The 23,317-nt window shown below is 46.5% G+C and carries 15 protein-coding genes and 1 tRNA gene; 7 read left to right on the top strand and 9 right to left on the bottom strand.

From position 1 onward, the window contains the following. Positions 1-104: 104 nt before the first annotated feature. Positions 105-1,919 carry a glycoside hydrolase family 2 protein gene (locus tag BMZ54_RS00620; protein WP_089906227.1) on the top strand — a complete coding sequence of 605 codons (1,815 nt, stop codon included), beginning with the start codon at positions 105-107 and terminating at the stop codon, positions 1,917-1,919. Positions 1,920-1,981: 62 nt separating this feature from the next. On the opposite strand, the gene BMZ54_RS00615 is transcribed toward BMZ54_RS00620, so the two are convergent. The 7 genes from BMZ54_RS00615 to BMZ54_RS00585 all read right to left on the bottom strand — a co-directional run bounded on the left by BMZ54_RS00615 (position 1,982) and on the right by BMZ54_RS00585 (position 12,385). Then, complete coding sequence (locus tag BMZ54_RS00615; RefSeq protein WP_089906226.1) at positions 1,982-3,364, bottom strand: Gfo/Idh/MocA family protein; 1,383 nt, start codon at positions 3,362-3,364, stop codon at positions 1,982-1,984. A gap of 43 nt (positions 3,365-3,407) precedes the next feature. Next, complete coding sequence (locus tag BMZ54_RS00610; RefSeq protein ID WP_089908146.1) at positions 3,408-4,718, bottom strand: DUF3472 domain-containing protein; 1,311 nt, start codon at positions 4,716-4,718, stop codon at positions 3,408-3,410. Positions 4,719-4,807: 89 nt separating this feature from the next. Next, positions 4,808-6,319 (bottom strand): RagB/SusD family nutrient uptake outer membrane protein, encoded by a 1,512-nt coding sequence (locus BMZ54_RS00605; RefSeq protein ID WP_162277443.1) that lies wholly within the window; start codon positions 6,317-6,319, stop codon positions 4,808-4,810. Between the two features lie 10 nt (positions 6,320-6,329). After that, positions 6,330-9,512, bottom strand: a complete 3,183-nt coding sequence (locus BMZ54_RS00600; RefSeq protein ID WP_162277442.1) for a TonB-dependent receptor — start codon at positions 9,510-9,512, stop codon at positions 6,330-6,332. A 282-nt stretch (positions 9,513-9,794) separates the two neighbouring features. After that, positions 9,795-10,967, bottom strand: a complete 1,173-nt coding sequence (locus BMZ54_RS00595) for a FecR family protein (protein WP_089906223.1) — start codon at positions 10,965-10,967, stop codon at positions 9,795-9,797. Between the two features lie 71 nt (positions 10,968-11,038). Beyond that, on the bottom strand, positions 11,039-11,623 hold the full coding sequence (locus tag BMZ54_RS00590) for an RNA polymerase sigma factor (RefSeq protein WP_089906222.1): 585 nt from the start codon (positions 11,621-11,623) through the stop codon (positions 11,039-11,041). Positions 11,624-11,854: 231 nt separating this feature from the next. Beyond that, the gene (locus BMZ54_RS00585) at positions 11,855-12,385 is read right to left on the bottom strand and encodes a hypothetical protein (protein WP_089906221.1); all 531 of its coding nucleotides are present in this window, start codon (positions 12,383-12,385) and stop codon (positions 11,855-11,857) included. A gap of 1,147 nt (positions 12,386-13,532) precedes the next feature. Between BMZ54_RS00585 and BMZ54_RS00580 the strand changes: the two genes are divergently transcribed. Together BMZ54_RS00580 and BMZ54_RS00575 are read left to right on the top strand one after the other, a co-directional pair. Beyond that, positions 13,533-14,054 carry an RNA polymerase sigma factor gene (locus BMZ54_RS00580; RefSeq protein WP_089906220.1) on the top strand — a complete coding sequence of 174 codons (522 nt, stop codon included), beginning with the start codon at positions 13,533-13,535 and terminating at the stop codon, positions 14,052-14,054. Further along, the gene (locus BMZ54_RS00575) at positions 14,041-14,730 is read left to right on the top strand and encodes a hypothetical protein (RefSeq protein WP_089906219.1); all 690 of its coding nucleotides are present in this window, start codon (positions 14,041-14,043) and stop codon (positions 14,728-14,730) included. The genes BMZ54_RS00580 and BMZ54_RS00575 overlap by 14 nt, the downstream gene beginning before the upstream one ends. Positions 14,731-14,987: 257 nt before the next feature. On the opposite strand, the gene BMZ54_RS00570 is transcribed toward BMZ54_RS00575, so the two are convergent. After that, positions 14,988-15,060, bottom strand: a tRNA-Lys gene (locus BMZ54_RS00570). Between the two features lie 135 nt (positions 15,061-15,195). Here BMZ54_RS00570 and BMZ54_RS00565 point away from each other — a divergent pair. From BMZ54_RS00565 to BMZ54_RS00550, 4 genes are all read left to right on the top strand, one after another. Beyond that, positions 15,196-16,374 carry a thiolase family protein gene (locus tag BMZ54_RS00565; RefSeq protein ID WP_089906218.1) on the top strand — a complete coding sequence of 393 codons (1,179 nt, stop codon included), beginning with the start codon at positions 15,196-15,198 and terminating at the stop codon, positions 16,372-16,374. 239 nt (positions 16,375-16,613) lie between these two features. Continuing rightward, entirely contained in the window at positions 16,614-19,070 is a 2,457-nt protein-coding gene (locus BMZ54_RS00560; RefSeq protein WP_089906217.1) for an ABC transporter permease, read from the top strand. A 22-nt stretch (positions 19,071-19,092) separates the two neighbouring features. Further along, positions 19,093-21,468 (top strand): ABC transporter permease, encoded by a 2,376-nt coding sequence (locus tag BMZ54_RS00555; RefSeq protein WP_089906216.1) that lies wholly within the window; start codon positions 19,093-19,095, stop codon positions 21,466-21,468. Positions 21,469-21,499: 31 nt separating this feature from the next. Continuing rightward, positions 21,500-21,946 (top strand): DinB family protein, encoded by a 447-nt coding sequence (locus BMZ54_RS00550; protein WP_089908143.1) that lies wholly within the window; start codon positions 21,500-21,502, stop codon positions 21,944-21,946. Positions 21,947-21,948: 2 nt separating this feature from the next. Here the strand turns inward: BMZ54_RS00550 and BMZ54_RS00545 are convergent, their stop codons facing one another. Continuing rightward, complete coding sequence (locus BMZ54_RS00545) at positions 21,949-22,662, bottom strand: S24 family peptidase (RefSeq protein ID WP_089906215.1); 714 nt, start codon at positions 22,660-22,662, stop codon at positions 21,949-21,951. Positions 22,663-23,317 lie beyond the last annotated feature (655 nt).

Here is a 23,317-nt window from a genome sequence, read left to right as displayed (position 1 = left end):
CAATACCGCTCATTATTTTACTTATGCACCTGAGTAGTACTAAAATAAAAACAAATAAATAAGCAAGTAATAGATAATCGGATTTGAATAATTAAATTCACTTCATGATATCTTATAAATATTATAGGACCTTACTGATCATCTTACTGATAACCGGGTATTTTAATGTTTCCGCACAGGATGCACAGCTGCCTACACCATGGACAAACGACGCAATGCAGGCGTCTGTTCCGCTGTCAGAATACCCGAGGCCTCAGCTGCAAAGGGACGAATGGATATGCCTGAACGGAAAATGGGATTACCAGGGAGGTAAAGGTGCGCCTGTTGCCCTTCATCCGCAAGCGCCTGCCTCATTTGAGGGTGTGCATGAAAAAATATTGGTGCCCTATTGCCCCGAATCTTTTTTATCCGGTATCCGGCGGAAGCAGGAGATAAATATGTGGTACCAGAAAACATTTGAGCTACCGGCAGTCTGGAAAGGTAAACAGATCATCCTGCATTTTGGTGCAGTTGACCATAGCGCTACGGTGTTCATAAACGGGAAAAAGGCCGGAACCCATGAAGGAGGATACGATGCGTTTAATTTCAATATTACCCCGTTTTTAAAAAGCGGTTCAAACACGCTCATTGTTGCTGCACAGGACCTGAATGACGGAAGAACACCCTCCGGGAAAAACGGCCCCCGGGGCGATTATACCTTTACTTCAGGCATATGGCAAACTGTGTGGCTGGAGCCGGTAAGCAGCAACTATATAAAAAGCATCCGCTTACTGCCTGATGTTGACGGCAGGCGTTTAAAAGTATTCGTTAACAGTGATGGTGCAAATAAGATAGCTGCAGTGGCTTCCGATGGCCATAAAACCGTTTCCTATACAGACGCAGTGGCGGGTACTTATTTTTATCTGCCCATTGAAAAGCCTGTATTATGGTCGCCTGATACGCCCTTTCTTTACGATCTTAAGCTAACACTTTACAATGCCGATGGCAGTGTTGCGGATGAAGTAAAGAGCTATTTCGGGATGCGGGATATAAAGCTTGGTAAGCTGAACGGTGTTGTAAGGCCACTTTTGAACGGAAAATTTGTTATGCAGCTGGGGCTTCTGGACCAGGGTTACTGGCCGGATGGCGTATTGACAGCGCCGACCGAAGAAGCGCTGAAGTCTGATATTTCGTTCACAAAAAAAGCAGGATACAACCTTATCCGGAAGCATATGAAAACCGAACCGCAGCGTTTTTATTATTGGGCTGATAAAATGGGGCTGCTGGTTTGGCAGGATATGCCGGCTATCTGGTATCAGCATGAAGATACAGCTGCCACCCGGAAAGCGTTCCGCAAGGAGCTGAAAGCAATCATGGATGAACATTACAATTCACCCTCCATTATAACCTGGGTGCCCTTTAACGAGAACTGGGGCGCATTCGATGTTAAAGAAATTACCAATTGGGTGAAAGCATATGATCCCTCCCGGCTGGTGAACGGTAATTCAGGGTTTAATAATAATCCGGACTATCAAAAGCCTTATGGCGATCCGGGAAACGGGGACTATGTAGATACCCATATTTATGTAGGGCCCTACAGCGCATCTGTACCGGATGATAAGCGTGCAGCATCATTGGGCGAATTTGGCGGCGTTGGATTGTTTACCCGCGGACACATGTGGCCTATTGAGAATAATGCGTATGCTTATGAACCTACCCAGGCCGCACTTACAGACCGCTACATTCTTTTACTGGAGCAGGTAGAGCAGCTTATGAAATACCGGGGACTTAGCGTGGCTATTTATACGCAAACAACAGATGTGGAACATGAAGTGAATGGCCTGCTGACTTATGACAGAAAGGTTGAAAAGATGCAGGTGGAGAGGATAAAGGAGGTTAACCAGGCGGTGATGGAGGAGTCAAAAAAGATGAATGACTGAGTAAGTGGGAAAGCTGAACGGATCAGCCTTTCCCGCTTATACCAAATTCATTCAATCCTGACTTACCATTCATCATTTAGCGCAAATACCGGTTTGCGGTTTATCCACGCGCCACGGGTAAAGTCAGGGATGTATTGCACGCCTCCGCCTTCTGCCACAGACTGTTCGCTCAGCGGTGTAATAGCATACCAGGTAGCCAGGTCATAGACATCAAGTGCGTAAGGAGCGCCCCGTTTAATACTTTCAATGAAAGAGTTGATCACAAACCAGTCCATACCGCCATGGCCTGCCCCTGAAGCGTCATTAGCATAACGTTTCCATAATGGGTGGTCATACCTGTTCATATAACTGCCGGCTTCATCAGGTTTGCCGGCTTTTTCCCACTGGTCATAGGAGCTTTTACCTTCCACGTAAATGGAATCCAGATCATCCATCCATAACCCGTTGGTGCCCTGCACTCTGAAATTAAGAGAATAAGGACGGGGAGAGTTCGTATCATGCGAGAGCAGGATGGTTTCCCCGTTATTTGTTCTGATCAGCGTACTCACAATATCCCCCAGCTTAAATTCCACTTTGGCATTGGGATGATCCTGACCGCCTTTATCCACTATGTATTTATGTAATCCCCTGGATTTAGTGGCTACAGCGCTGAGTGATATTAAACGGTTGCCCCGGTTAATGTTGATCATATTGTTAACAGGCCCTAATCCGTGTGTAGGATAAAGATCGCCGTTGCGGTGTACGGAATGGTTGGTTCTCCATTTGGCTTCCGACATAGCTTTTTCGCCAAACTCCACCCCGCCGCCATAGACCTGCTGCCCGTTGTTAAATTTAACTCCGCGCAGATCGTGCTGGTAACCGCCCTGCATGTGTGTAAGCTCTCCGAATAATCCCTGCCGCACCATATTCAGTACAGCCATTACATCCCGGCGGTAACATACATTCTCCATACCGAACACGGGCACACCGGTGCTTTCGCTGGTATTCACCAGCTCCCAGCATTCCTGTATGTCGCTGGCGCCGCAGACTTCCACTGCGGGCGTCTTACCCGCTTTCATAGCAGCTACGGCCTGTTTGGTATGCCATTCCCATGGAGTGGCAATGATCACGGCATCAATATCATCCCGCTTAAGCATGTTTAGAAAATCTTCATTGCCATTAGTGTATGCGGTTACCTTCCTGTTAGCGCCATATGCTTTGCTGATCAGCTGCATTGATTTGGGAATGGCCCATTTTGTATCAGGATCACAGATGGCTATCACGTCCACATCTTCACGCCGCAGGCACAGGCTCAGATGGTTCTGCCCGCGTGCGCCTACGCCTATCAGACCCACTCTTACTTTAGCTTTTTTAACCTGGGCAAATAATTTGGCCGGCGTATTGAGTAGTGATAAGCCAATACCGGTAGTTATAGTTTGTTGAAGAAAAGTTCTGCGATAGATCATAATAGTAGTTGTTTGTAGTTACTGATTAATTGATGGTCCTTAACTATGGCAGCGTGCTGAGGTTCACAGTAGGCGGTACGCCTGTAGCCGTGCGTGTAAAGCTGGTATTGTAGTTCACATAATTGGAGAAGAATCCGCCATTCTGAAGATAGAATATCCCTGATTCAACACCGCCTGCATAATCACGGCGCTGGTCATTGTGAGCGGTGGCATCTGCTGTGAAAGTAGCTGTAGATAGCTCTATCCACGTGCCGGCCGTACTTCTCACCCATTGGTTGCCATAGCGTGCTTTTCTTCCAAGATAACCCTGCGTATCATTGAAGTTTTCAAGAAAAGAGTATAGCCCTGTCAGATAGGTAACGGTATTGGGTCTTTTCCAGGTGGCAATAAAGCGCCAGCTGCCGGATTCCGGGGTATAGATCCAGGAAGAGAGATCTGTGGCGCCGGCGCTGTCAGGTTTGGCCTGCGTAAGGAATTTATACGTAGTGCCGGCCTTCCAGTTGAATACCAGGTAGCTTTGTCCGCCGGTGCCCTCCCCGCCAAAACTGTTGTCCACCACGTTTGCGCCTTTCCGTACAAGCGATGTTTTACCGGTAGCGGGATCCCACACAGAGAATAACACCCGCCTTTCTGCGCTGCTGTTCACCTGTATGCCGAAGTAGCCGCCGTCAAAGCCGTTGGCCATAAAGTAAGAACCAATTTTGTCCTGGCCCGCCGGCACATACAGCTCACTGTAGAACCATTCCGCTGTAGTACCTGCCGGAGGCGTGAACTGCAGATGCACGGAAGGCCCTCGTCTTGACCAGTAATAATTTTCCGGGTCATTGGCATACACGACATTGTTTGCCGTAGCGGCTCCGCTGATAACAATATCAGATACATCTGCAAAATAGCCGCCGGTCTTGCTAATGCCCTGGAGGTCTACCTTTACATATCCTGCAGCAGCGATATTAACGCTGCCTGCAGCATAGGTATTATAGGCATTGCCGCTGAGCGTTACGTTAAAGGAAGCGCCGTTAACAGTTACCTTTATCTTGCTGGTACCGTCCGGCACTTTTGCCTTCACGGCCACATTGAGCTGCCCTGTAAGGCCCAGGCGGAAATACACGCTGGTAATACTGGATGCGCTGCTCCAGTTGCCAAGTCCGTTGGAAGTGATCACTTCTGCGTTGCCAGCCGGCAGCGTGGTAACAAACCCGTTTCCCGCCAGGGCTACATCATAACTGGAAGCAGATGGCGCGGCAGCAGGATGGTCCTGCATTTTGGGCCTGCGGGAAATGCCTTTGTCTTTTCCGCAGGCAAATATGCCGGCAATCAGCAGAAAGGCGCTGAGCATGCTTGGTTTAGGTTTCATGTAATAGTATTTGATTTTGCAGGCCTGCCGGACCTGGCGCATGAGTAGCTGCGCATAGGCCCGTCAGGTGCTTTTTAAGAATTAAAAGATCATGGATTCTGGGAAAGGTTTTGATTGATCAGGATCTCCCTGTTCGGAATATAAAAGATCACCCTGTTATCAGTGGGCGGTATGTTTTGTGTGATATTGGTGGAAGGAGTATTATTAAGACTGTGCGTACCGGGATAGTCCCGCATCAGCGGCCGGTTATTCCTGAACAGGTCATAAGCGCGGTGGCCTTCAAAGGCCAGCTCCAGCTGACGTTCTTCCAGCACTACGTCCAGCACCGTTCTGGTGCCTATATTGGCCAATGTATATAATGCATTGCCGTTTAGGCCTGCCCGTTGCCGGATAGTGTTCACATCATCCAGCGCCGCCTGCAGGTTCCCTTTCTTGGCATTGGCTTCTGCACGGTTCAGTATAATCTCCGCCAGGCGCAGATATACCGGAGAGCTGAGATTTACAAGACCTTCCTGGTAATTATACTTATTCACATAATACATAGGCGTATTGGGGTTCAGCCTTGTATTGTAGCGGATGTTGGTTACCGGTATTGCATACGGATATTCCAGTGTACCGGCCGTTGTATAGGGCGAGATGAAGCTATGGCGCAGATCTTCCGGATGCTTGTCCAGCAGGTTCACATACTGCCTGGAAGCATAGATCTCTCCCCAGCCGGTCACACCCTGTCCGCCTTCGCTGAAATACATAGAGCCAATGGAGGAGAAATCGCGGTTCTCCGTTGTCATATGCCGTATGCAGAAGATAGTTTCGTCATTATCTTCCGGCACGCCCCTGAAGTAATGCTGATAGTCTGGTCCCTGCAGCAGCGCATACCTGCCGGAGCTGATCACTTTATCTGCATATTCCAGGGCTTTGTCATTGTCATCCATATACAGGTAAACGCGGCAAAGCAAAGCATAGGCCACTTCCCTGGAAGCAAAGTTGTTGTTCTTCTCTTCCGTCATCATCGTAGCGGCTTTCTGCAGATCAATGATCACCTGGTCGTACACTTCTTTTACAGTGTTCCGTGCAGGGAATTCCTCCTGTGCGTTTTCCAGCACCAGCGGTATCCCTGCACCCGTGCCGCTGTTCTGCGGGAAAGGCCTGCCAAATACGCGGGCCAGGTTGAAATACATCATGGCGCGCAGGTAAAGGCATTCTCCCTTCAGCTGGTTCAGGGCATCTGATTCATTATCCGTCACAAAGGCAATCACCTTATTGGCTGCATTGATCACGGAATAGGCCTGCATCCACACATTGGTGGCATGGGCCCCGTCTACCAGGTGCGTATAGCGGTAGCAGTTAGACAGGTCATCTGAAGAGGTCTGGGCCTGTGCAACATCATCGCTGGGATATTCAGAGAGGAAATGCATGCTCCTGACGTACTCCGGTTTCTTGAGCACGGCATATGCGCCGATGGTGGCGGATTCCACATCATCAGCGGAGTTCAGCGCGTCTGCCTCCGATTTGGCGGTGGACGGCTCATAATATTTTTTACAGGCTGTTGTACCAAACACCAGGCAGCCGGAAAGGAATATATACAGAATATAATGCTTCATGATCTTGTTTTTAGAATTCAACATTTACCCCAAATAATATCTTCCTGCTAATGGGATATTTGGTCCCGGATTCGCCGGAGCTGAGGTCTACCTCAGGGTCCATACCTGAAAAGCGGGTAGCGGTCCAGAGATTATCTCCGCTTACGAATATCCGTGCAGTGCTGATATGGATCCTGCCAAGCAGGTCACGCGGAAGGTCATATGCCAGGCGCACATTACGCAGGCGGATGTAGCTGCCATCCTCCAAATATCTTGATGATGGCTGGTTGGATGATTTATTCCCTCCCAGCAAAGGTTTGGGATGCGTGGCATTATCCCCTGGCTGCTGCCATCTGCTCCAGCCATCTGCCAGCACCATCTGGTTGTAGCTGTCATATAATCCATCGGAATCAAAGAACTGCCTTGAATTATTGTACACCTGGTTACCGCTGACGAAATTAAAGAAGGCGCTCAGGCTGAAACCCCTGTAGTAGAAGGTATTCAATATGCCGCCTGTGAACTTCGGCGCAGCGGAGGTGCCGGTGTACTGCAGGGTGGCCTGGTTATAGGAGTTGGTGAGCGTAACGGTCTGCTTACCATTCTGGTCAGTCTCCACTTTCTGCCAGAGCGGATCACCGTTGGCAGGGTCTACGCCGCCCCATATGCGCATATACCATTTATCCATATCCTCATTCAGGCCTACGGGCTGCATGGCGCCCGGGCTGGCAAATTTGTCGCTGCCATTTAGTTTAGTAACCTTGTTCCGGTTATGCGCAATGTTAAAGCTGGTTTCCCATTTTAATGCGCCGGTAAGGTTCTGGGTGTTCAATGTCAGTTCAAAGCCCCTGTTGTTTACAGAGCCTATGTTCTCCAGTATGGAGGAATAGCCGCTGGTATATGGGAGGTTCTTTGTCATCAGCAATGACCTGGCATGCTTGTCATACACATCTGCTATCAGTCCTATGCGGTCTCCGAAAAAGCTGATGTTCAGGCCCAGGTTATTTACCCTGATCTTTTCCCAGGTAAGGTCAGGGTTGGCTTTCTGGGAAGGGTAAGAGCCTGCCAGCCCTGCATAGCTTGCAGTTTGGTCATAGGAGTACAGCCCTAATGCCTGGTAATCACCGCTGGGCGGATTGCCTACGGTGCCATGCCCCAGCCGCAGCTTCAGGAAGCTGATGGTGCTGTTGCCTGCCAGGAACTGCTCATTGGTCAGGATCCATGATGCGCCTAACTGGTAAAAGCTGCCGCCGGGGTTATTGTTGCCGAACTTGGACGAGATATCGTACACATAAGAAGCAACCAGGAAATACTTATTGGCGAAATTATAATCGGCCTGCGCCAGCCATTTGGTAAATGAATACTGGTTCCAGCCACCGGTAGGATTGTTCTTCACTTCCGTAGCGGTGGACATAGCCGTCATTCCCTGCGGCAGCCCGCGGCCGGTGGCGGTATTAACATCATAATAATACTTTTCTCCCTCCTGTACGGCCAGCACTGACAGGTTATGATCTCCGAAGCTGTTGTCGTACCGCAGCCTGTTGGAGCTAAGCAGCCGGCTCGTATAGCTGTTCTCGTTAGAGAGGTAGCCATTGTCAGCCGTTCCTTCCTGCGAGCGCCGGTCGTAGTACTCCACTCCCTTATAGCTGTTAAAGTAAGCCCTGTTATAGGAGGAGATGGTAAAATGTTTGAAGATGGCATAATCGATATTCAGATCGCCTGTTCCTTCAAATTTTTTGTCGTAGGAAAGATTGTACTGCAATGAATGCAGGAAATTGTGCTGGTCGCGGCCCAGCCATCCATCGCTGTTGCCCGGGCGTGGCGTGCCATCGGGGTTATAGGGGTTATCCCAGGGAAGGTCTGTATAAGCATCGTAAAGGGTGCTGCTCTGCTGATTATCGTTCTTCGTAAAGATACCGTTCACCAGTACGCTTACCTTCAGCTTGTCCGTTATCTTATGTGTTACGTTGGTACGGAAGCTGTAGGCTGTCAGCTTATTGGTGAGCAAGGTACCTTCTTCGCTGTAGTAATTCCCGGAAGCAAAGAATTGTGTTCTTTCAGAACCGCCTGATGCGGAAAGCGTGTAGCTCTGTGTTATGGCTGTTCTGAAGGCAAGGTCCAGCCAGTTGGTATTGGTGTTCAGCACCGTATCAGGACGGCTGGTGAACGTTTGCTGGTAGTCATAGAGCTGCCGGGAATCCATGAGCCTGAACTTTCCGAAATTGGCTTTGTTAAATCCTGTCGTGGAGCTGAATGATATTTTTGGTTTTCCTGCTTTTCCCTGTTTTGTGGTGATGATGATCACGCCGTTAGCAGCCCTTGAGCCATACAGGCCGGTAGCAGCAGCGTCTTTCAGGATGGTGACGGATTCCACATCATTGGGGTTAAAGGTGCCGCCGATGTTGCCGTCCACCACGTAAAGGGGATCTGAGCTGGCCCCCAGTGTGCTTTGGCCGCGCACCAGTATCGCGGAGCCGGCGGTAGGATCCCCCGAAGGGGTAGACACTGTTACGCCGGCCGCTTTGCCCTGTAGCAGGCCGGCCAGATTATTGGAAGTAACATCCCGCAGTTTTTCACCGGTAACAGTAGTAACAGCGCTGGACAGATATTTGACATTCTTTGAAGTATAACCTACTACCGTTACACCTTCAATATCCTTGCTCACAGGCATCAGCTGCAGGTCCAGCGTTGTTTTGCCCTGTACATTCATTTCCCTGGACTCAAAGCCCAGGTAAGACACTTCCAGTACTGCATTTTCCTGCAGGTTAGTGAGATTGTACACGCCATCTGCATTGGTGGTAGTACCCCTGCTTGTTCCTTTTACCTTAACGGACACACCCGGCAGGGAATGGCCTTTGTCATCCGTGATCCTTCCCTTCAGATCATTGCCGGGCGACAGCGCCTGCAGAGGGCTGCTTTCCTGTTTTGACCTGGAAATAATAACAGCTTTGTCTTCTATTACATATTCCAGCTGTTTGCCTGCCAGGATCTCATGCAGGAATGTTTCCAGCGGCTGGTTTACAACATGTACATCCAGCGGGCCACAGTTCCGCAGAATATTTTTGTTATAGAAGAACACATAGCCTGTTTGCTTTTTAACTGCGTCGAACACTTTTGAAAGCGTGACCTGTTCTCCTGAATAAGTGACCGTCTGGGAAAAGCTTGCTGCGCTGATGTGCATACAGGCGGCAAGTAACAGAATGGTAGTAAGTTTCATTGTTCTTACCAGTGTTTTTAACTTCCGGCGGTTGGAATGACATGGTCCTGCCGCAGCGTCATAGCTGATTTTGGTTAAAAGCCCTGCCTTTCCTGTATGGGCATAGCAGGTACACTTACAAAAAGTGCGAAAATCCATACTTTTGTAATGATTTAGGTTCAAGAATAAAAAATAGTCTTAGTCGGCTGTTTTGTTTGGCTGCCTGAATTATCTGCAGGGAGGTGGTGCAAACACTTCCCTGTTTTCATTACAGGTGTTTAACAGTTGTTTCTTCGATTTTGGTTACGGTAATATAATAAGACGTTTTTCTTCCTCTATTCGATATTTGACCTCTACCCGGCTTAATATTTTCAACATCTGGGTCAGCTGAAGGGTACTGGGCAGCTCCCCTTCAAATGTAATGTCAGGGATCTTATTGCCCTCATACACTACCTCTATATCGTACCACCTTGCCAGCTGCCGCATTACCTGCTGCAGAGAGGCTCCTTCAAAATTAAAATACCCTTCTTTCCAGGCAATTACCTGGTCTGTATTAACGTTGTCCAACAAGGTAATGGATGCATCCTGCTGTACCCTTGCCTGTTGTCCGGGCCTGACCTGTAACTTCCTGCCGCCGGCAGTTTCCACCAGTACGGCTCCCTGCAGCAGGGTGACATTGACGTTCGCTTCATCGTTATATGCATTAACGTTAAAGCTGGTGCCCAGCACCTTTACCTGCGTTTGATCATTTACCTTTACAAGGAAAGGTGCAGCGGGATTTTTCGCTATCTCAAAGTAGGCTTCACCTGTAACCTCTACCAGGCGCTCTGCCCCGGTAAAGGCGGTAGGATACCGCAGGGACGATCCGGCATTCAGCCAGACCGTTGTATTGTCAGGCAACACCAGCCGGAACTTACGCCCATAGGGTGTTGTAATAGTATTATAGCTAATGCCGCCGGCCGCTCCCGCATCATAAACAAGACTGCCATTGTTATATATTACCTGCGTACCATTCTGACTGGCAATAACTCCGTTGCCTGTGCTATCCAGTACAATAGACTTTCCATTGGCAAGGGTCAGCACAGCGCCTTGCTTACCGGGAGCAACATCCTTCACGGTATGGGCAATAGCAGCCGGTGATTTTTTTAATGGTTGACGGTTCAGCCACAACGCCGCGCCGGCCACAATGCATACCAATGCTGCTGCCGCCGCCCACCACATCCGGGTCCTGAGTGGCCGTACAGGACGCTGAGCGGGCGCATGCCGCAGTATCATGTCAACCATTTCATCTTTCCTTGCATCGGTATAGACCTGCCGGGTCTGCAGATCATCCCATTCCGCCTTTAATAAGGCCGGCAGCTCCTGATCCGGGTCCGTACCTTCAAGCAGGCCCATTAGCTCTTCGGTCTCGGATGGCGAGGCCTGGCCTTTGAACCAGCGTTGGAACAGCGTTGAAAGCCTGGAGGATGTTTGCATGGAAAAATGTTACTTACATAATAGGAACAACAGGAAAATAAAAAAGGGGCTATGCGCCGGAAATTTTTTTTTTAGCGCCGTATGAACAGCAGGAAAATAACCAGGAGATCGATCCGGGAGGCAACATATTGCATAATGGAGCTGGTGGCATATTGCAGGTATTTTTTGACCGTTTCCCTGGAAAGGCTGGTGGCTACGGCTATCTCGCTGTACTTCATTCCCTGTTTCCGGCTCATTACCCATACTTTTTGCTGCTGGGGAGGAAGCCGGCGAACGGCTTCTTCAATCAGGCTTAACCGGTATTCCAGGTGTTCCGGATCACTATCCGCATGGAGGGCTTTGCTTTCTTCCCACTGCTTTATCCGCCTGTTCTCACGGATCAGCTGTTTAATGATGTTCAGCGCATGGTTGCGGGAGATAACAAAAAGATAGCTCCTGAAATTGCGGATATTATGCAAGGTTTCACGGCTTATCCAGATCTGCAGGAAAATATCCTGTACTACTTCTTCAGCCAGCTCGCTGGACTTTGTGATGCTTTGAATATAGGTATGTAAAAGATCGGCGTACAGATGAAAGAGTTGCCGGAATGCCTTTTCACTGCCTGCTGCTACAAGCGGTAGTAGATTTTTTGTAATATCTGAAACATCTGCTGGCAATAAGGAACTTTTTTGCGAATATAAAATTTCCTGTTCAGATGATTGACATAGTTAGCAGAGTGGGGAGAGGGCGCTGCTTGCTATTTATCTTATTTAAATTTTTTTAGGTATGTGGGGAAGAAAAGAGATGGGGTCTTGTGTTGATTATGAACTGCCTCACAACACTAAAGATGGGAAAGCCAACCTCAAAGGTTGGCTCAATGTTGATCGTAAAATGCGGTCAATACCCATTTATTTTGTTTCAATAACAAACTTCCAGGTTTCAATGTTCGATTTCTCCAGCTCAATACTTTCAGTATAAGTGTCTTTATCTATTTCTGTTGCCTTGCCTGTTACGGCAGCTTTCACTATCTCACTGGAAGGAGGTAATTCAAGCACATTGTAGGTTTTTTCAACAGTTTCAGCAAATTTTGAGAGTGCCGTTTTCTTGTTAGCTGTGTTGATATTCAATACCAGTTTTAATTTTTTAATGTTATTGGCGTTATCGCTTTCTAAGTAATAAGCCATATTATCGGGTAATTCACCTTCGCCAAAAGAAAAATAAGGTGAGCTGCTCAAATATCCGAAGCCATCCCCCTTCCACTTTCTTAATTCACCAATGCCAGCAGCAGATAGCCTTTTTTGTACATCTTCAACATCATTGAATTGGGATAGCTTTACAGGACTTGGAGCAGCGGTAGCCGCTTTTTGTGTTTCAGCAGAACCACAGGAACTAGCAGCCGTAATAATGGTTGCTAAGCAAAGGACATGATAAAATTTCATACTTTAGGAACTTAGGTTAGGGATTTATTGCACTATAAATATATTATATTATTTTTATATGACAAGTTGGCCTATTTCATATTTGATTTAACATTCTTTACAAAGGCAAGTATAATAATATCAAGCGCAAATCGTACTTGCGTAATACAGCTTGCTCGCTGGTAAAAAATGCAGTTCAAGTAATTGATTTTTTGAAGGATGCCCATTTATTCTTAGCTGAAATTAAAAGGCGGTCAAAATAAGATTTATACATGCTTATTCAAAAAAACTCAGGTATAACTAGATACTTATTAATTCTTGAGAATGAACTTAGTTTGTAAACCAGTAAAAATGAAAAACGCTTCATGCAATTGAACCTGAAGCGTTTTTTCCATTAGTCGTTTAAACTCACCTAAGACTGCAATAAAATCATGATGTAAGCCTTTTGAGTTAGTGGATTCGTTTTAAAAAACGTTTTCATACTCTTCTAAATCTTCATTCTGTCAAACTCTAACGATTCCCTGCTTAAGGAAATATAGTTGCTCTTAGGAGACTATTTTTCTTCAAGTGGCCATAAGTCGTGACCATCATACCATTGTGCAGGAAAGATAGCGTTCATATCCATCGTCTACCATTTGAGCTCCAAAATGTATAGCGATAATTTCATTACTCCCAGCCCAACTCTGTAGTCAATATTCCATTCGCTTACTACTGGGATCTGGATAGTGATGCTATCATGGTTGTTGAGTGTGGCTTAACGCAAAGGAAACATGAACAAGCTTGGGCATTGATAGTCGGCCTGTTACATGAAGCTCCTAAAAACAAAAGCGCTCCAAGTTTTTGAACTTGAAGCGCTTAATTTCAGTGACCCCGCAGGTACATTTTCCGAACACTTTTATAGAGGATTTAAAGAGGATTACAAGTATAGCTATCTGACAGCTAATTACTTGTGAGCTTTTTTTTGTGCATAAATGCCCCTGTATAATTATATAAATATCAGACACCCAACGTTCCAGCGACGGCGGATCACGCATATTTGCACTGCCAGTTTTCTGTTTTTGTCTGGCGCCCCGGTTTGTCTGTCCCCTTTTTTCAGAAAAAACAGTTAAATCTGTGATTTTTTGGATCTCTCGGCGAATCATGAGTAAATCACGTCAACCAGCAATCAATGGACACAAATTCCGATAAGGAGAAGTTCATGGAGCTCATGGAGCAAAATAAAGGGATCATTTTCACGATCTGTAACTCCTATTGCAAGAACAGGAATGATATCGATGATCTCTCGCAGGACATCGTTTACAACTTATGGAAGTCGTTTAACAGCTATAACACTGATTTAAAGTTCAGCACATGGATGTACAGGGTTGCGTTAAATGTTGCCATTTCATTTTACCGGAAAAGAAAAAGGCTTGGAAGTAAAGTTATTTACAATGAACGGCTCATCCAGTTTGAGACAGACAATAGTTACGAAGAAGCGGAGAATCTCACCCTGTTGTTCAATTTCATTAGCACGTTTAAAGACATGGATAAATCGATCATTTTTCTGTACCTCGAAAACAAAACTTATAAAGAAATAGCTTCTATTGTCGGTATCTCGGAAACAAATGTAGCCACCAGGATAGGCCGTATCAAAGAGCGACTAAAATCTGATTTTCAAACTGCTCAAAACAAAGATTATGGAACTAAATGAAATCAAATCTATGTGGTTGTCTCATGAAAATAAACTCCAAAGCGCGCTGAAGCTTAACCGGCATTGCCTCGAATTCATTCTGACCCAAAGGCTGCATTCACAACTTATCCCCTTGCTTTGGCACCGGATCATAGAAGTTGCATTACACATATCCGCAGCGGCGCTGCTACTCACATTTATCATCAAAAATTTATCCGGTCCTCTTTATGTTACGTCGGCAGGTATGTTGCTGGTATTTTATACAGTAGCAATAGTTATGTGCTTCAAACAAATTAAGGCGATAAGAAAGATCGATTACAGTAAAGATATCGTGACCATTCAAAGTTTGCTGGTGATGCTGCAGACTCATTTGCTTAATCATGCACGCGTGGCCGCACTGTGTATTCCTACTTTTCTTGCATATCCAATGGTAGTGTCCAAAGCGATCAGAGACTTTCATCTTACCGGACTGCAATTTATGGACATTCAAAACGGCTATACGGGTAACTGGTGGTCGGTTCAGTTTAAGATCACTATTGTTCTCATTCCGCTTTGTATCTGGTTTTATCGCGAAACATCATACAAAAATATTCATAAGCGTTGGGTAAAGCTGTTTATTCAAAAAACATCGGGTACACGGGTGCGAAAGGCAATAGAGTTTGTAAACGAAATTGAAGAACTGAAGCGTGAAGCGTGACGGAAGCAATGGGTCATTTATCTCATGAGTTTCAGTCCCTGCAGGTCTTGTTAACCTGGCCCACCATTGTTTGGTGTTCGTTATAACCAATAAGGGGCAGATATAAATGTTGTGAGCCCCGGTTGGTTTATTCCGATGGTTTTGAATGTCGAATTCCTCGCATCAAGGAGGCCATTCGCCTGATAGGCGCCATGGACACGGCATTCCGCTAAAATAAAAGGGACATTCCAGCTTTATTCCTGAAATGTCCCCATCAGTGACCCCGCAGAGGCTCGAACTCTGGACCCACAGATTAAGAGTCTGTTGCTCTACCAACTGAGCTACGGAGTCATAAACCACGCTGTTTCAGCGCAATCCCCTTTAACAGGGTTGCAAAAATAAGACCTTCGCTCAAAATTCACAAAAGTTATTTAACTTAATATAAAATAAAAAACCGGGTCCCTCTCCCGGAAAAGGAGTTTAAGCATGGAAACAGCATATATAGTAGCCGGTTACCGCACCGCCGTAGGTAAGTCAAAACGAGGCGGGTTCCGCTTTTACCGGCCCGACGACCTGGCCGTGGACGTGATCACCGCCTTATTAAAAAGCATACCGCAGTTAGAACCGCATCGGGTAGATGACCTGATCGTAGGCAATGCCGTACCGGAAGCAGAGCAGGGCCTGCAGATAGGCCGCATGATCTCCGTTAGAGCCTTAGGCGAAAGCGTGCCGGGTATGACGGTGAACCGCTACTGTGCATCCGGTCTGGAAACCATTGCCATTGCCACGGCCAAAATACAGTCCGGCATGGCGCACTGCATTATTGCAGGTGGTACGGAAAGTATGAGCCTGGTGCCTACTGTTGGCTGGAAAACAGTACCTAATTACACTGTGGCCAGCACTACACCGGATTATTACCTGGGTATGGGTCTCACCGCAGAAGCGGTGGCCAGTGAATACAAAGTATCCCGCGAAGACCAGGATGCCTTTGCCCTGCGTTCTCACCAGAAAGCGCTGGCAGCCATCCAGAACGGTTATTTTAAGGAAGGTATACTACCCATACAGGTAGAAGAAGTATATGTGGATGACAAAGGCAAAAAGCAGAAGCGCAATTATACCGTGGATACAGACGAAGGTCCGCGTGCAGATACTTCCGCAGAAGCGCTGGCCAAACTGAAGCCGGTATTTGCTGCCGGTGGTTCGGTAACAGCCGGTAACTCCTCCCAAACTTCTGACGGTGCCGCTTTTGTGATCGTGATGAGCGAAACCATGGTCAATGAGCTGGGATTAAAGCCCATTGGCCGCCTGGTAGCCTGCGCCTCCGCCGGTGTACATCCACGCATTATGGGCATAGGACCGGTAGCCGCAGTGCCCAGGGCATTGAAACAGGCCGGGAAATCCTTGCAGGATGTGGACCTGGTAGAGCTGAACGAAGCCTTTGCTTCCCAGTCCCTGGCCGTTATCCGTGAGCTGGGTATTAACCCCGATATTGTGAACATTAACGGCGGCGCCATTGCTTTGGGCCACCCGTTGGGCTGCACCGGCGCTAAGCTCACCGTTCAGATCCTGAATGATCTGAAACGCCTGAACAAAAAATATGGCCTGGTTACGGCCTGTGTTGGCGGAGGACAAGGCATTGCCGGTATTATAGAAAGGATTGATTAATTTATTTTATCCGATAAAGTAAAGAGGTTGTATCGATGAAGTGCCTGCAAAATGGGGCATTTACCAGGATACAACCTCTTTTTATGTTTCCTCCTCTATTACGTCTACGCCTCTACTTTCTCTCTTTAAAACCGGACACTCTTGTACGAATACGGACAATCGGCGCAATCTTAATCATCTCAATAAATTGATTTCCAATTGCTCCCGCTTTTGGCACTTCCTTAGTGCTGCAAACAGCTATGCTACAAAACTACCTCCGCATTGCTCTCCGCAACCTGCAGCGGAATAAGCTTTTTTCAGCGATCAATATATTCGGCCTTGCCATTGGCATGACCTGCTGCATGCTGCTCATGCTCTATATCCGCAGTGAGCTGATGTTCGACAAACACCAGCAGCACGCTGCCGATCTGTATTTCCTGAAAAGTGAAAGCGCCGTTTCTACCGGCGAGGTACGTTCCTTTACCACTATTTCCGCATTATATGGTCCCACGTTAAAAAATGAATTTCCGGAAATAGCGCAAATGACCCGCCTATGGGCCAATGTCATAGATTCCAAAACCCTGCTGCAGGTGCGGGAAGCAGGCAAACCAGTGCAGTCGTTTTATGAAACCCGGGGCTACAATGTTGATTCCACTTTTTTTGATCTGTTCACCTATAAGTTCCTGGAAGGCAATGCAGCTACCGCTTTGCAGGAGCCGAATGCCATTGTGCTGTCAGAACCGGTAGCGCGTAAGCTCTTCGGACATGCATCAGCTTTAGGCAAAACCATTACAGTAGGCGGTGATACCGGTAATGGCGAGCTGTTTAAAGTGACCGGTGTATATAAAGATGAAAGCCATCGCTCGCACATAGATGCGCGTTTTTTTGTGCCGCTGTCTGCCGGCTGGGTAGGCGGTTTTTTGCGTAACGGACGGCTGAATTTTTCTTTCAACAACATGTTCATTACCTACCTGCGTTTGCGCCCGGGCACAGATGTAAAAAAGCTGGAACGTAAGTTCCCTGCTTTTATGGAGCGGCATGCCAATAAAGACCTTCAGGCAGCCGGTTATACCAAAACGATCTCCCTGTTGCCGGTTACAGGCATTCATCTTTATGATAAAGTATCTTCCATAGTAACAGATACCACCAGCAAAACCTACCTGTATATCCTGGGCAGCATTGCCATTTTTACGCTGGTAATTGCCTGTATCAATTTTATGAACCTGGCCACTGCCAGTTCTGCTAAGCGTGCAGCAGAGGTAGGTGTGCGCAAGGTGATGGGAGCCGGTAAAGCTGCGCTGGTAAGGCAGTTTTTAGGTGAATCCATGGTATTATCTATGATGGCATTAGTGCTGGCCGTAGCAGGTGTCGCAGGTTCACTGCCGTTGTTTAACCAGCTTACGGGAAAAACACTGGCACTGTCTGAATTAATGGAACCCGCTATCATAGGCACTTTTGTGGTGCTGGCATTACTTACCGGGTTGCTGGCAGGCAGCTATCCGGCATTTTACCTGGCCGTGTTTAACCCGGTGCAGGTATTGAAAGGCCGTTTTAATAACAGGATGTCTGCCGTAACGTTACGCCGCGGATTGGTAGTGTTCCAGTTTGTGATCTCCATTGGCCTGGTGCTGGCCACCATTATTATTCAACAGCAAATGTCTTACCTGCGCAACCGTCCCTTAGGGTTTACGCAGGATCAGCAGGTGGTGATACCGCTGCGTACCGATGAAGCGCATAACGCATATACAGCCCTGCGTGAAGAGCTGCTGCAAAATAACCAGGTGCTGGGCGCGGCGGGCACCTCGTCTTACCCGGGCATTTTTAACCCAATAGGCTTTAGTGTACATAAGCTGGAAGAAACCGTAAACGAAGGACAGCCTATTCAGGCCAACTTCGTATCGCCGCAGTTTATGAAGATGATGGGCTTTCAGCTGATGAAAGGGCACCTCATCTCCGAGCAGTTTATGAGCGATACCAGCGGTCAGATAGTGGTGAATGAAACCACTTTGCGCAAGCTTAATATTCCAATGGATAAAGCAATTGGTCAGCGGTTGAAGTGGGAGCTTAACGGGAAGGCATCTGAAACCTACGAAATTGTAGGCGTGGTGAAAGATTTTCACTTCCAGGATCTGCACCATGCTATTGGACCTTATGCTTTTTTCCTCAGTAACAATAACCACTATAATTACCTGATCGTGCATGTGAATACTGCACAAATGGGAAAAACGCTGAGCTTTTTAGCGGATAAGTGGAAAGCGCTTTGCCCGGATGAACCCTTTGAATATACTTTCCTCGATCAGGATTTTCAGCATAACTATCACGCAGAAACGCGAACAGCGCAGATCGTAAGCTGGTTTACCGGTATCTCCATTTTCATATCCTGCCTGGGATTGTTTGGCCTGGCTGCTTTTGCCGCACGTCAGCGCACACGGGAGATCGGCATCCGCAAGGTGCTGGGAGCCTCTGTGCTGAATATTACGGCGTTGCTGTCAAAAGATTTTGTTATGCTGGTGCTGGTGGCCATATGTATTGCCAGCCCGCTGGCCTGGTATTGTATGCATAAATGGCTGGATGAATTTGCTTACCGTATATCTATCAGTGGCTGGATGTTCATCGCAGCCGGCATTTTTGCAATAGTAGTGGCCATCATAACCGTAAGCACGCAGGCCATACGGGCGGGGTTAATGAACCCGGTGAAAAGTTTGCGGTCAGAGTAAATATTTCACTTAAAATAAGCCGATGTTCAGTAACTATTTCAAAACCACCTGGCGTTATCTGCTCAAAGACCGTCAGTTTACCATACTTAACCTGGTAGGGCTCTCTACCGGGATGGCCTGTACGCTGCTCATCTGTTTATGGATAAGTGACGAATGGCAAACAGACCGGTTCCATAAAAATGATCAGCGCCTTTTCCAGGTAATGATCAATGAAAAGAATGCAGGCGTGTTTAGCACTACACAGGGTACCGGCGGGGTAGTAGGGGAGATCATGCAAAAACAGCTGCCGGAAGTAGAGTATACGGTTACAACTACACCGGCCGCCTGGTTCCAGCAGTTCAGTATTTCATGGAAAGACCGTACCGTAGGCGCAACGGGCAACCTGGTGGGGAAAGACTATTTCAAAATGTTCTCTTATCCACTGCTGCAGGGAAATAAAGAGAACGTGCTGGCGGACAAAAATTCTGTAGTAATATCCGCCCAGCTGGCGCGTAAATTATTTAACACCATTCATAACGTTATCGGTAGAACGCTGGAATGGAAATGGGCCTCCCTTAGCCGTCAATGTACAGTTACCGGCGTTTTTGAGGATATGCCGGTACATTCTACCAGCCGTTTTGATTTTGTATTGTCGCTGGATATATGGAAAGATATTATGCCCGTTACGCTGGCATCCACCTCCACCGGGCCTTTTAACACATATGTAATGTTAAGGAAGGGAACAGATGTGCAGCGCTTTAGTGAAAAGCTGCCGGCCCTTCTCAAAAGCCAGTTTAAGGATTCCTCTTCTGTTATGTTCATGAGAAAGTATGCAGATGGCTACCTGTATGACAAATACGAAAACGGTGTACAGGCAGGAGGGAGGATCTCATATCTACGCTTATTTTCCATCATCGCCTTGTTTATACTGGTCATTGCCTGCATTAACTTCATGAACCTCTCCACTGCAAAGGCTTCCGGCAGAATGAAAGAAATTGGAGTGAAAAAATCTTTGGGCGCTGCACGGCGTACCCTGGTATTTCAATTTTTGGGAGAATCCCTGTTCATGAGTATTGCTGCATTATTAATAGCATTATTAATGGTGGCCCTGTTGTTGCCGCGTTTCAGTGAAATGACCGGCAAGCAGCTGCTACCGCAATGGGATATACGATTTATAGCTGCCGTATTAGGTATTACCTTGTTCACCGGCCTGCTGGCGGGTAGTTACCCGGCTTTATATCTTTCCCGCTTTGCACCCTCTGTTACGCTTAAAGGAAAATTCAGCAATACCGGGAATACTATGTGGATACGGAAAGGGCTGGTTGTTTTTCAATTTGTGGTATCTGTGATCTTCATTATTGCGGTAATGGTAGTGTATAAACAGGTGCAATTTGTGCAAAGCAGGAACCTGGGATATAATAAAGACAACATCGTTTATTTTGAGATGGAAGGAAGGGTGGGGGAAAAGAAGGAAGCCTTTCTGGCTGATTTGAAAGATCTGCCGGGTGTAGTGAATGCATCCAGCATAGAGCAAAAGATCGTATTATCATCGTTCTTACCTACCTCCAATATCAACTGGGAAGGAAAGAACCTGGATAACCAGATCCGGTTTTACGAAATGCCCGTGAACTACGGCCTGATAGAAACATTGGGTATCCAGATGGCTGCCGGCCGGGCATTCTCCAAAGATTTTAGTACAGATAGCACTGCTGTGGTCTTAAATGAAGCCGCTATTAAAGTTATGGGCCTTACAGACCCGGTGGGTAAGATCATTAACCGGGGCAATACCGCGCTGCATATTATTGGCGTGACAAAGAACTTCCATTTTAATTCACTGCATGAAGAGATCCGGCCATTCATTTTCAATTTAGCGCCTGCACAAACCCTGCTGATAATGGCCCGCATTCAGCAAGGCCGAGAACAGGCTACACTGGCGGGTATACAGCAGTTGTACAAAACATTTAATCCCGGTTATTCCTTTAATTATAAATTCCTGGATAACGATTACCAGGCACAGTATGCATCCGAAAAACTGGTAGCACAGCTGTCCGGTTATTTTGCGGGGCTTACCATTATTATTTCCTGCCTGGGCCTGTTTGGGCTGGCGGCCTTTACGGCAGAACGCCGCCGTAAAGAGATCGGTATCCGCAAGGTACTGGGCGCCACAGTTGGTAATGTGGCCGTGATGTTGTCCAAAGATTTTTTACAATTAATATTGATCGCCGTTTGCATTGCCTTTCCGCTGGCCTGGTGGGCTGCAGGGGAGTGGCTGCAGAGTTTTGCCTATCATATTCATATAGGCGTAAGCGTATTCCTGGCTGCAGGAGCAGCTACACTGGGCATTACTTTATTGACCATTGGGTTCCAGGCCCTGAAGGCCGGGTGGACTAACCCGGTAAAAAGCCTGCGTTCGGAGTAATGTAGTATATTTGGTGCTTTATTCCACCACCATGCAGATACAGGTATTAAAACAGCTCTTCCAGCGTGATCTTAATAAACTGAAACAGGAGATCAGCGCCTACCAAAGCGAGCAGCAGCTATGGATTGTAGAAAAGAATATTCCTAATTCGGCCGGCAATCTTTGCCTGCACCTGGTAGGCAATCTCAAACACTTTTTTGGTAAAGTACTTGGCGGTACTGACTTTGTGCGTGACCGGCCTTCGGAGTTTGCGCTGAAAGATATTCCCAAAGCGGTATTGGTACAGCAGGTTGAAGAAACGATTGCTGTTGTGGATACTACATTGGATAAGCTTACGGAAGAGGATCTGGAAAAGGAGTACCCGATAGTGGTGTTTGAGGAAAAGATGAGTACGGGATATTTTTTAGTGCATTTAGCGATGCATTTGAGTTATCATTTGGGGCAGGTGAATTATCATAGGAGGTTGTTGGATGTGTGAGGTTAAATAGGCTTCGTGTGTTTATTGATCCCCTCTTCTTTTCTATGAAGGGCAATAACCTTATGAATGTATCTTACCTTCTCCACTGCTATATCCTTTTTTTTCCATTCGGGATTAGTAGGGATTAATGACAATAGCTTTTTTTTCTTGTCAAGGTTCAGGATCTTAATCGTATTCTCATCGTCATCAGTGCCAACTAAGTAAACATGCCCATTTTTAATATCCTTAGAAGTCAGCCTTGGGCCACATATAACATAATCTCCTTCATAAATAGCAGGTTCCATACTATTACCCTTGACAAACATGCCGAATTCAGCATGTGGGTACATTTCAATAGGTAGGGAAAAGATAGGCTGTGCGTGCTTTGCATCTTGATAAAGTGGAATAGTGCTAGCAGTAGCAAGGATTTCAAATATGGGGATTACAGCAATGAATGCCCCTACTTCTATAAGTTTTACAATTATGCCCCAAGACAGTTTGGTGGGATCAACAATAACAATTCGTTGCATGTTAACGGACTGATATAGATCAATACCAAACACGTCTTTATATTTTTCATAAAACTCGATACTGCTATGTTTCTTCCCCGGGCGTGCCTTTCGTTCATCAGAACTATAAGTTCCACGAACAATTCCCAGCTTGTCGGCTAACTCATCTTGAGTATCACCGATGGCTGTGCGAACTATTTTTAGAATATCGCCTAGCAGTAAGGTCATTAAAAATGAAAGGGTTATACTTAAACAATAAACAAATGCTACATTTGTAGCATATTTGGCTTATATTTGCATATAAATCCAATGGGCATAGCAAATCTATCGAAATGATAATGAAATTATTAGAGTGATAGTAAAGAAATTTTGTGGAGAGTGTATATAAAAAGTAGGGGAAGAAACGCCTGTAAGGCAATACGGTTTGGATTGATATACTATAAATAAAAACATCCCGATGTAAACACCGGGATGTTAAAAAGTGCTGAAGTGATTATCTCCAATAAATATGGAGATTCAACTTCAGGCGACCAATTGTAGCTTCAAAAACTACTTGCAGCAGTCGCTTGCTGCGTGACTGGGTTGATGTTCCCATCTCTTAAGGTTTTGTGACATCCTCCCAAAGGGCTGTCCGATCTGAACTCGGCAGTCCTTTTTCTATTAGGTGAGTGTCTGTTTTAGAATCCCGTAAAACTAAGCATCTGTATGCGCTTAAACAAAAAATAATTTTCATAAAATATTGATAATCAGATTATTATTTCAGCATGAACAATGTTATTTTAATCATTTTGAATCTCTTTTGATACTCCCTCTCCCCATCCCGTAGAAATAATTCCCCCCTTTTCAAATAAAATAATCCCCTATATTAAAAAAATCATTAATT

It is taken from the genome of Chitinophaga rupis (assembly GCF_900109685.1).
Lineage (GTDB): Bacteria > Bacteroidota > Bacteroidia > Chitinophagales > Chitinophagaceae > Chitinophaga > Chitinophaga rupis.
The sequence above is the reverse complement of the archived record's forward strand: the minus strand, read 5'-3'. Positions and strand labels throughout refer to the sequence as shown.

Coding starts and splice junctions, on each gene's coding strand:
- BMZ54_RS00620 (WP_089906227.1), top strand. CDS start 105: ATGATATCTTATAAATATTATAGGACCTTACTGATCATCTTACTGATA.
- BMZ54_RS00615 (WP_089906226.1), bottom strand. CDS start 3,364: ATGATCTATCGCAGAACTTTTCTTCAACAAACTATAACTACCGGTATT.
- BMZ54_RS00610 (WP_089908146.1), bottom strand. CDS start 4,718: ATGAAACCTAAACCAAGCATGCTCAGCGCCTTTCTGCTGATTGCCGGC.
- BMZ54_RS00605 (WP_162277443.1), bottom strand. CDS start 6,319: ATGAAGCATTATATTCTGTATATATTCCTTTCCGGCTGCCTGGTGTTT.
- BMZ54_RS00600 (WP_162277442.1), bottom strand. CDS start 9,512: ATGAAACTTACTACCATTCTGTTACTTGCCGCCTGTATGCACATCAGC.
- BMZ54_RS00595 (WP_089906223.1), bottom strand. CDS start 10,967: ATGCAAACATCCTCCAGGCTTTCAACGCTGTTCCAACGCTGGTTCAAA.
- BMZ54_RS00585 (WP_089906221.1), bottom strand. CDS start 12,385: ATGAAATTTTATCATGTCCTTTGCTTAGCAACCATTATTACGGCTGCT.
- BMZ54_RS00580 (WP_089906220.1), top strand. CDS start 13,533: ATGGACACAAATTCCGATAAGGAGAAGTTCATGGAGCTCATGGAGCAA.
- BMZ54_RS00575 (WP_089906219.1), top strand. CDS start 14,041: ATGGAACTAAATGAAATCAAATCTATGTGGTTGTCTCATGAAAATAAA.
- BMZ54_RS00565 (WP_089906218.1), top strand. CDS start 15,196: ATGGAAACAGCATATATAGTAGCCGGTTACCGCACCGCCGTAGGTAAG.
- BMZ54_RS00560 (WP_089906217.1), top strand. CDS start 16,614: ATGCTACAAAACTACCTCCGCATTGCTCTCCGCAACCTGCAGCGGAAT.
- BMZ54_RS00555 (WP_089906216.1), top strand. CDS start 19,093: ATGTTCAGTAACTATTTCAAAACCACCTGGCGTTATCTGCTCAAAGAC.
- BMZ54_RS00550 (WP_089908143.1), top strand. CDS start 21,500: ATGCAGATACAGGTATTAAAACAGCTCTTCCAGCGTGATCTTAATAAA.
- BMZ54_RS00545 (WP_089906215.1), bottom strand. CDS start 22,662: ATGACCTTACTGCTAGGCGATATTCTAAAAATAGTTCGCACAGCCATC.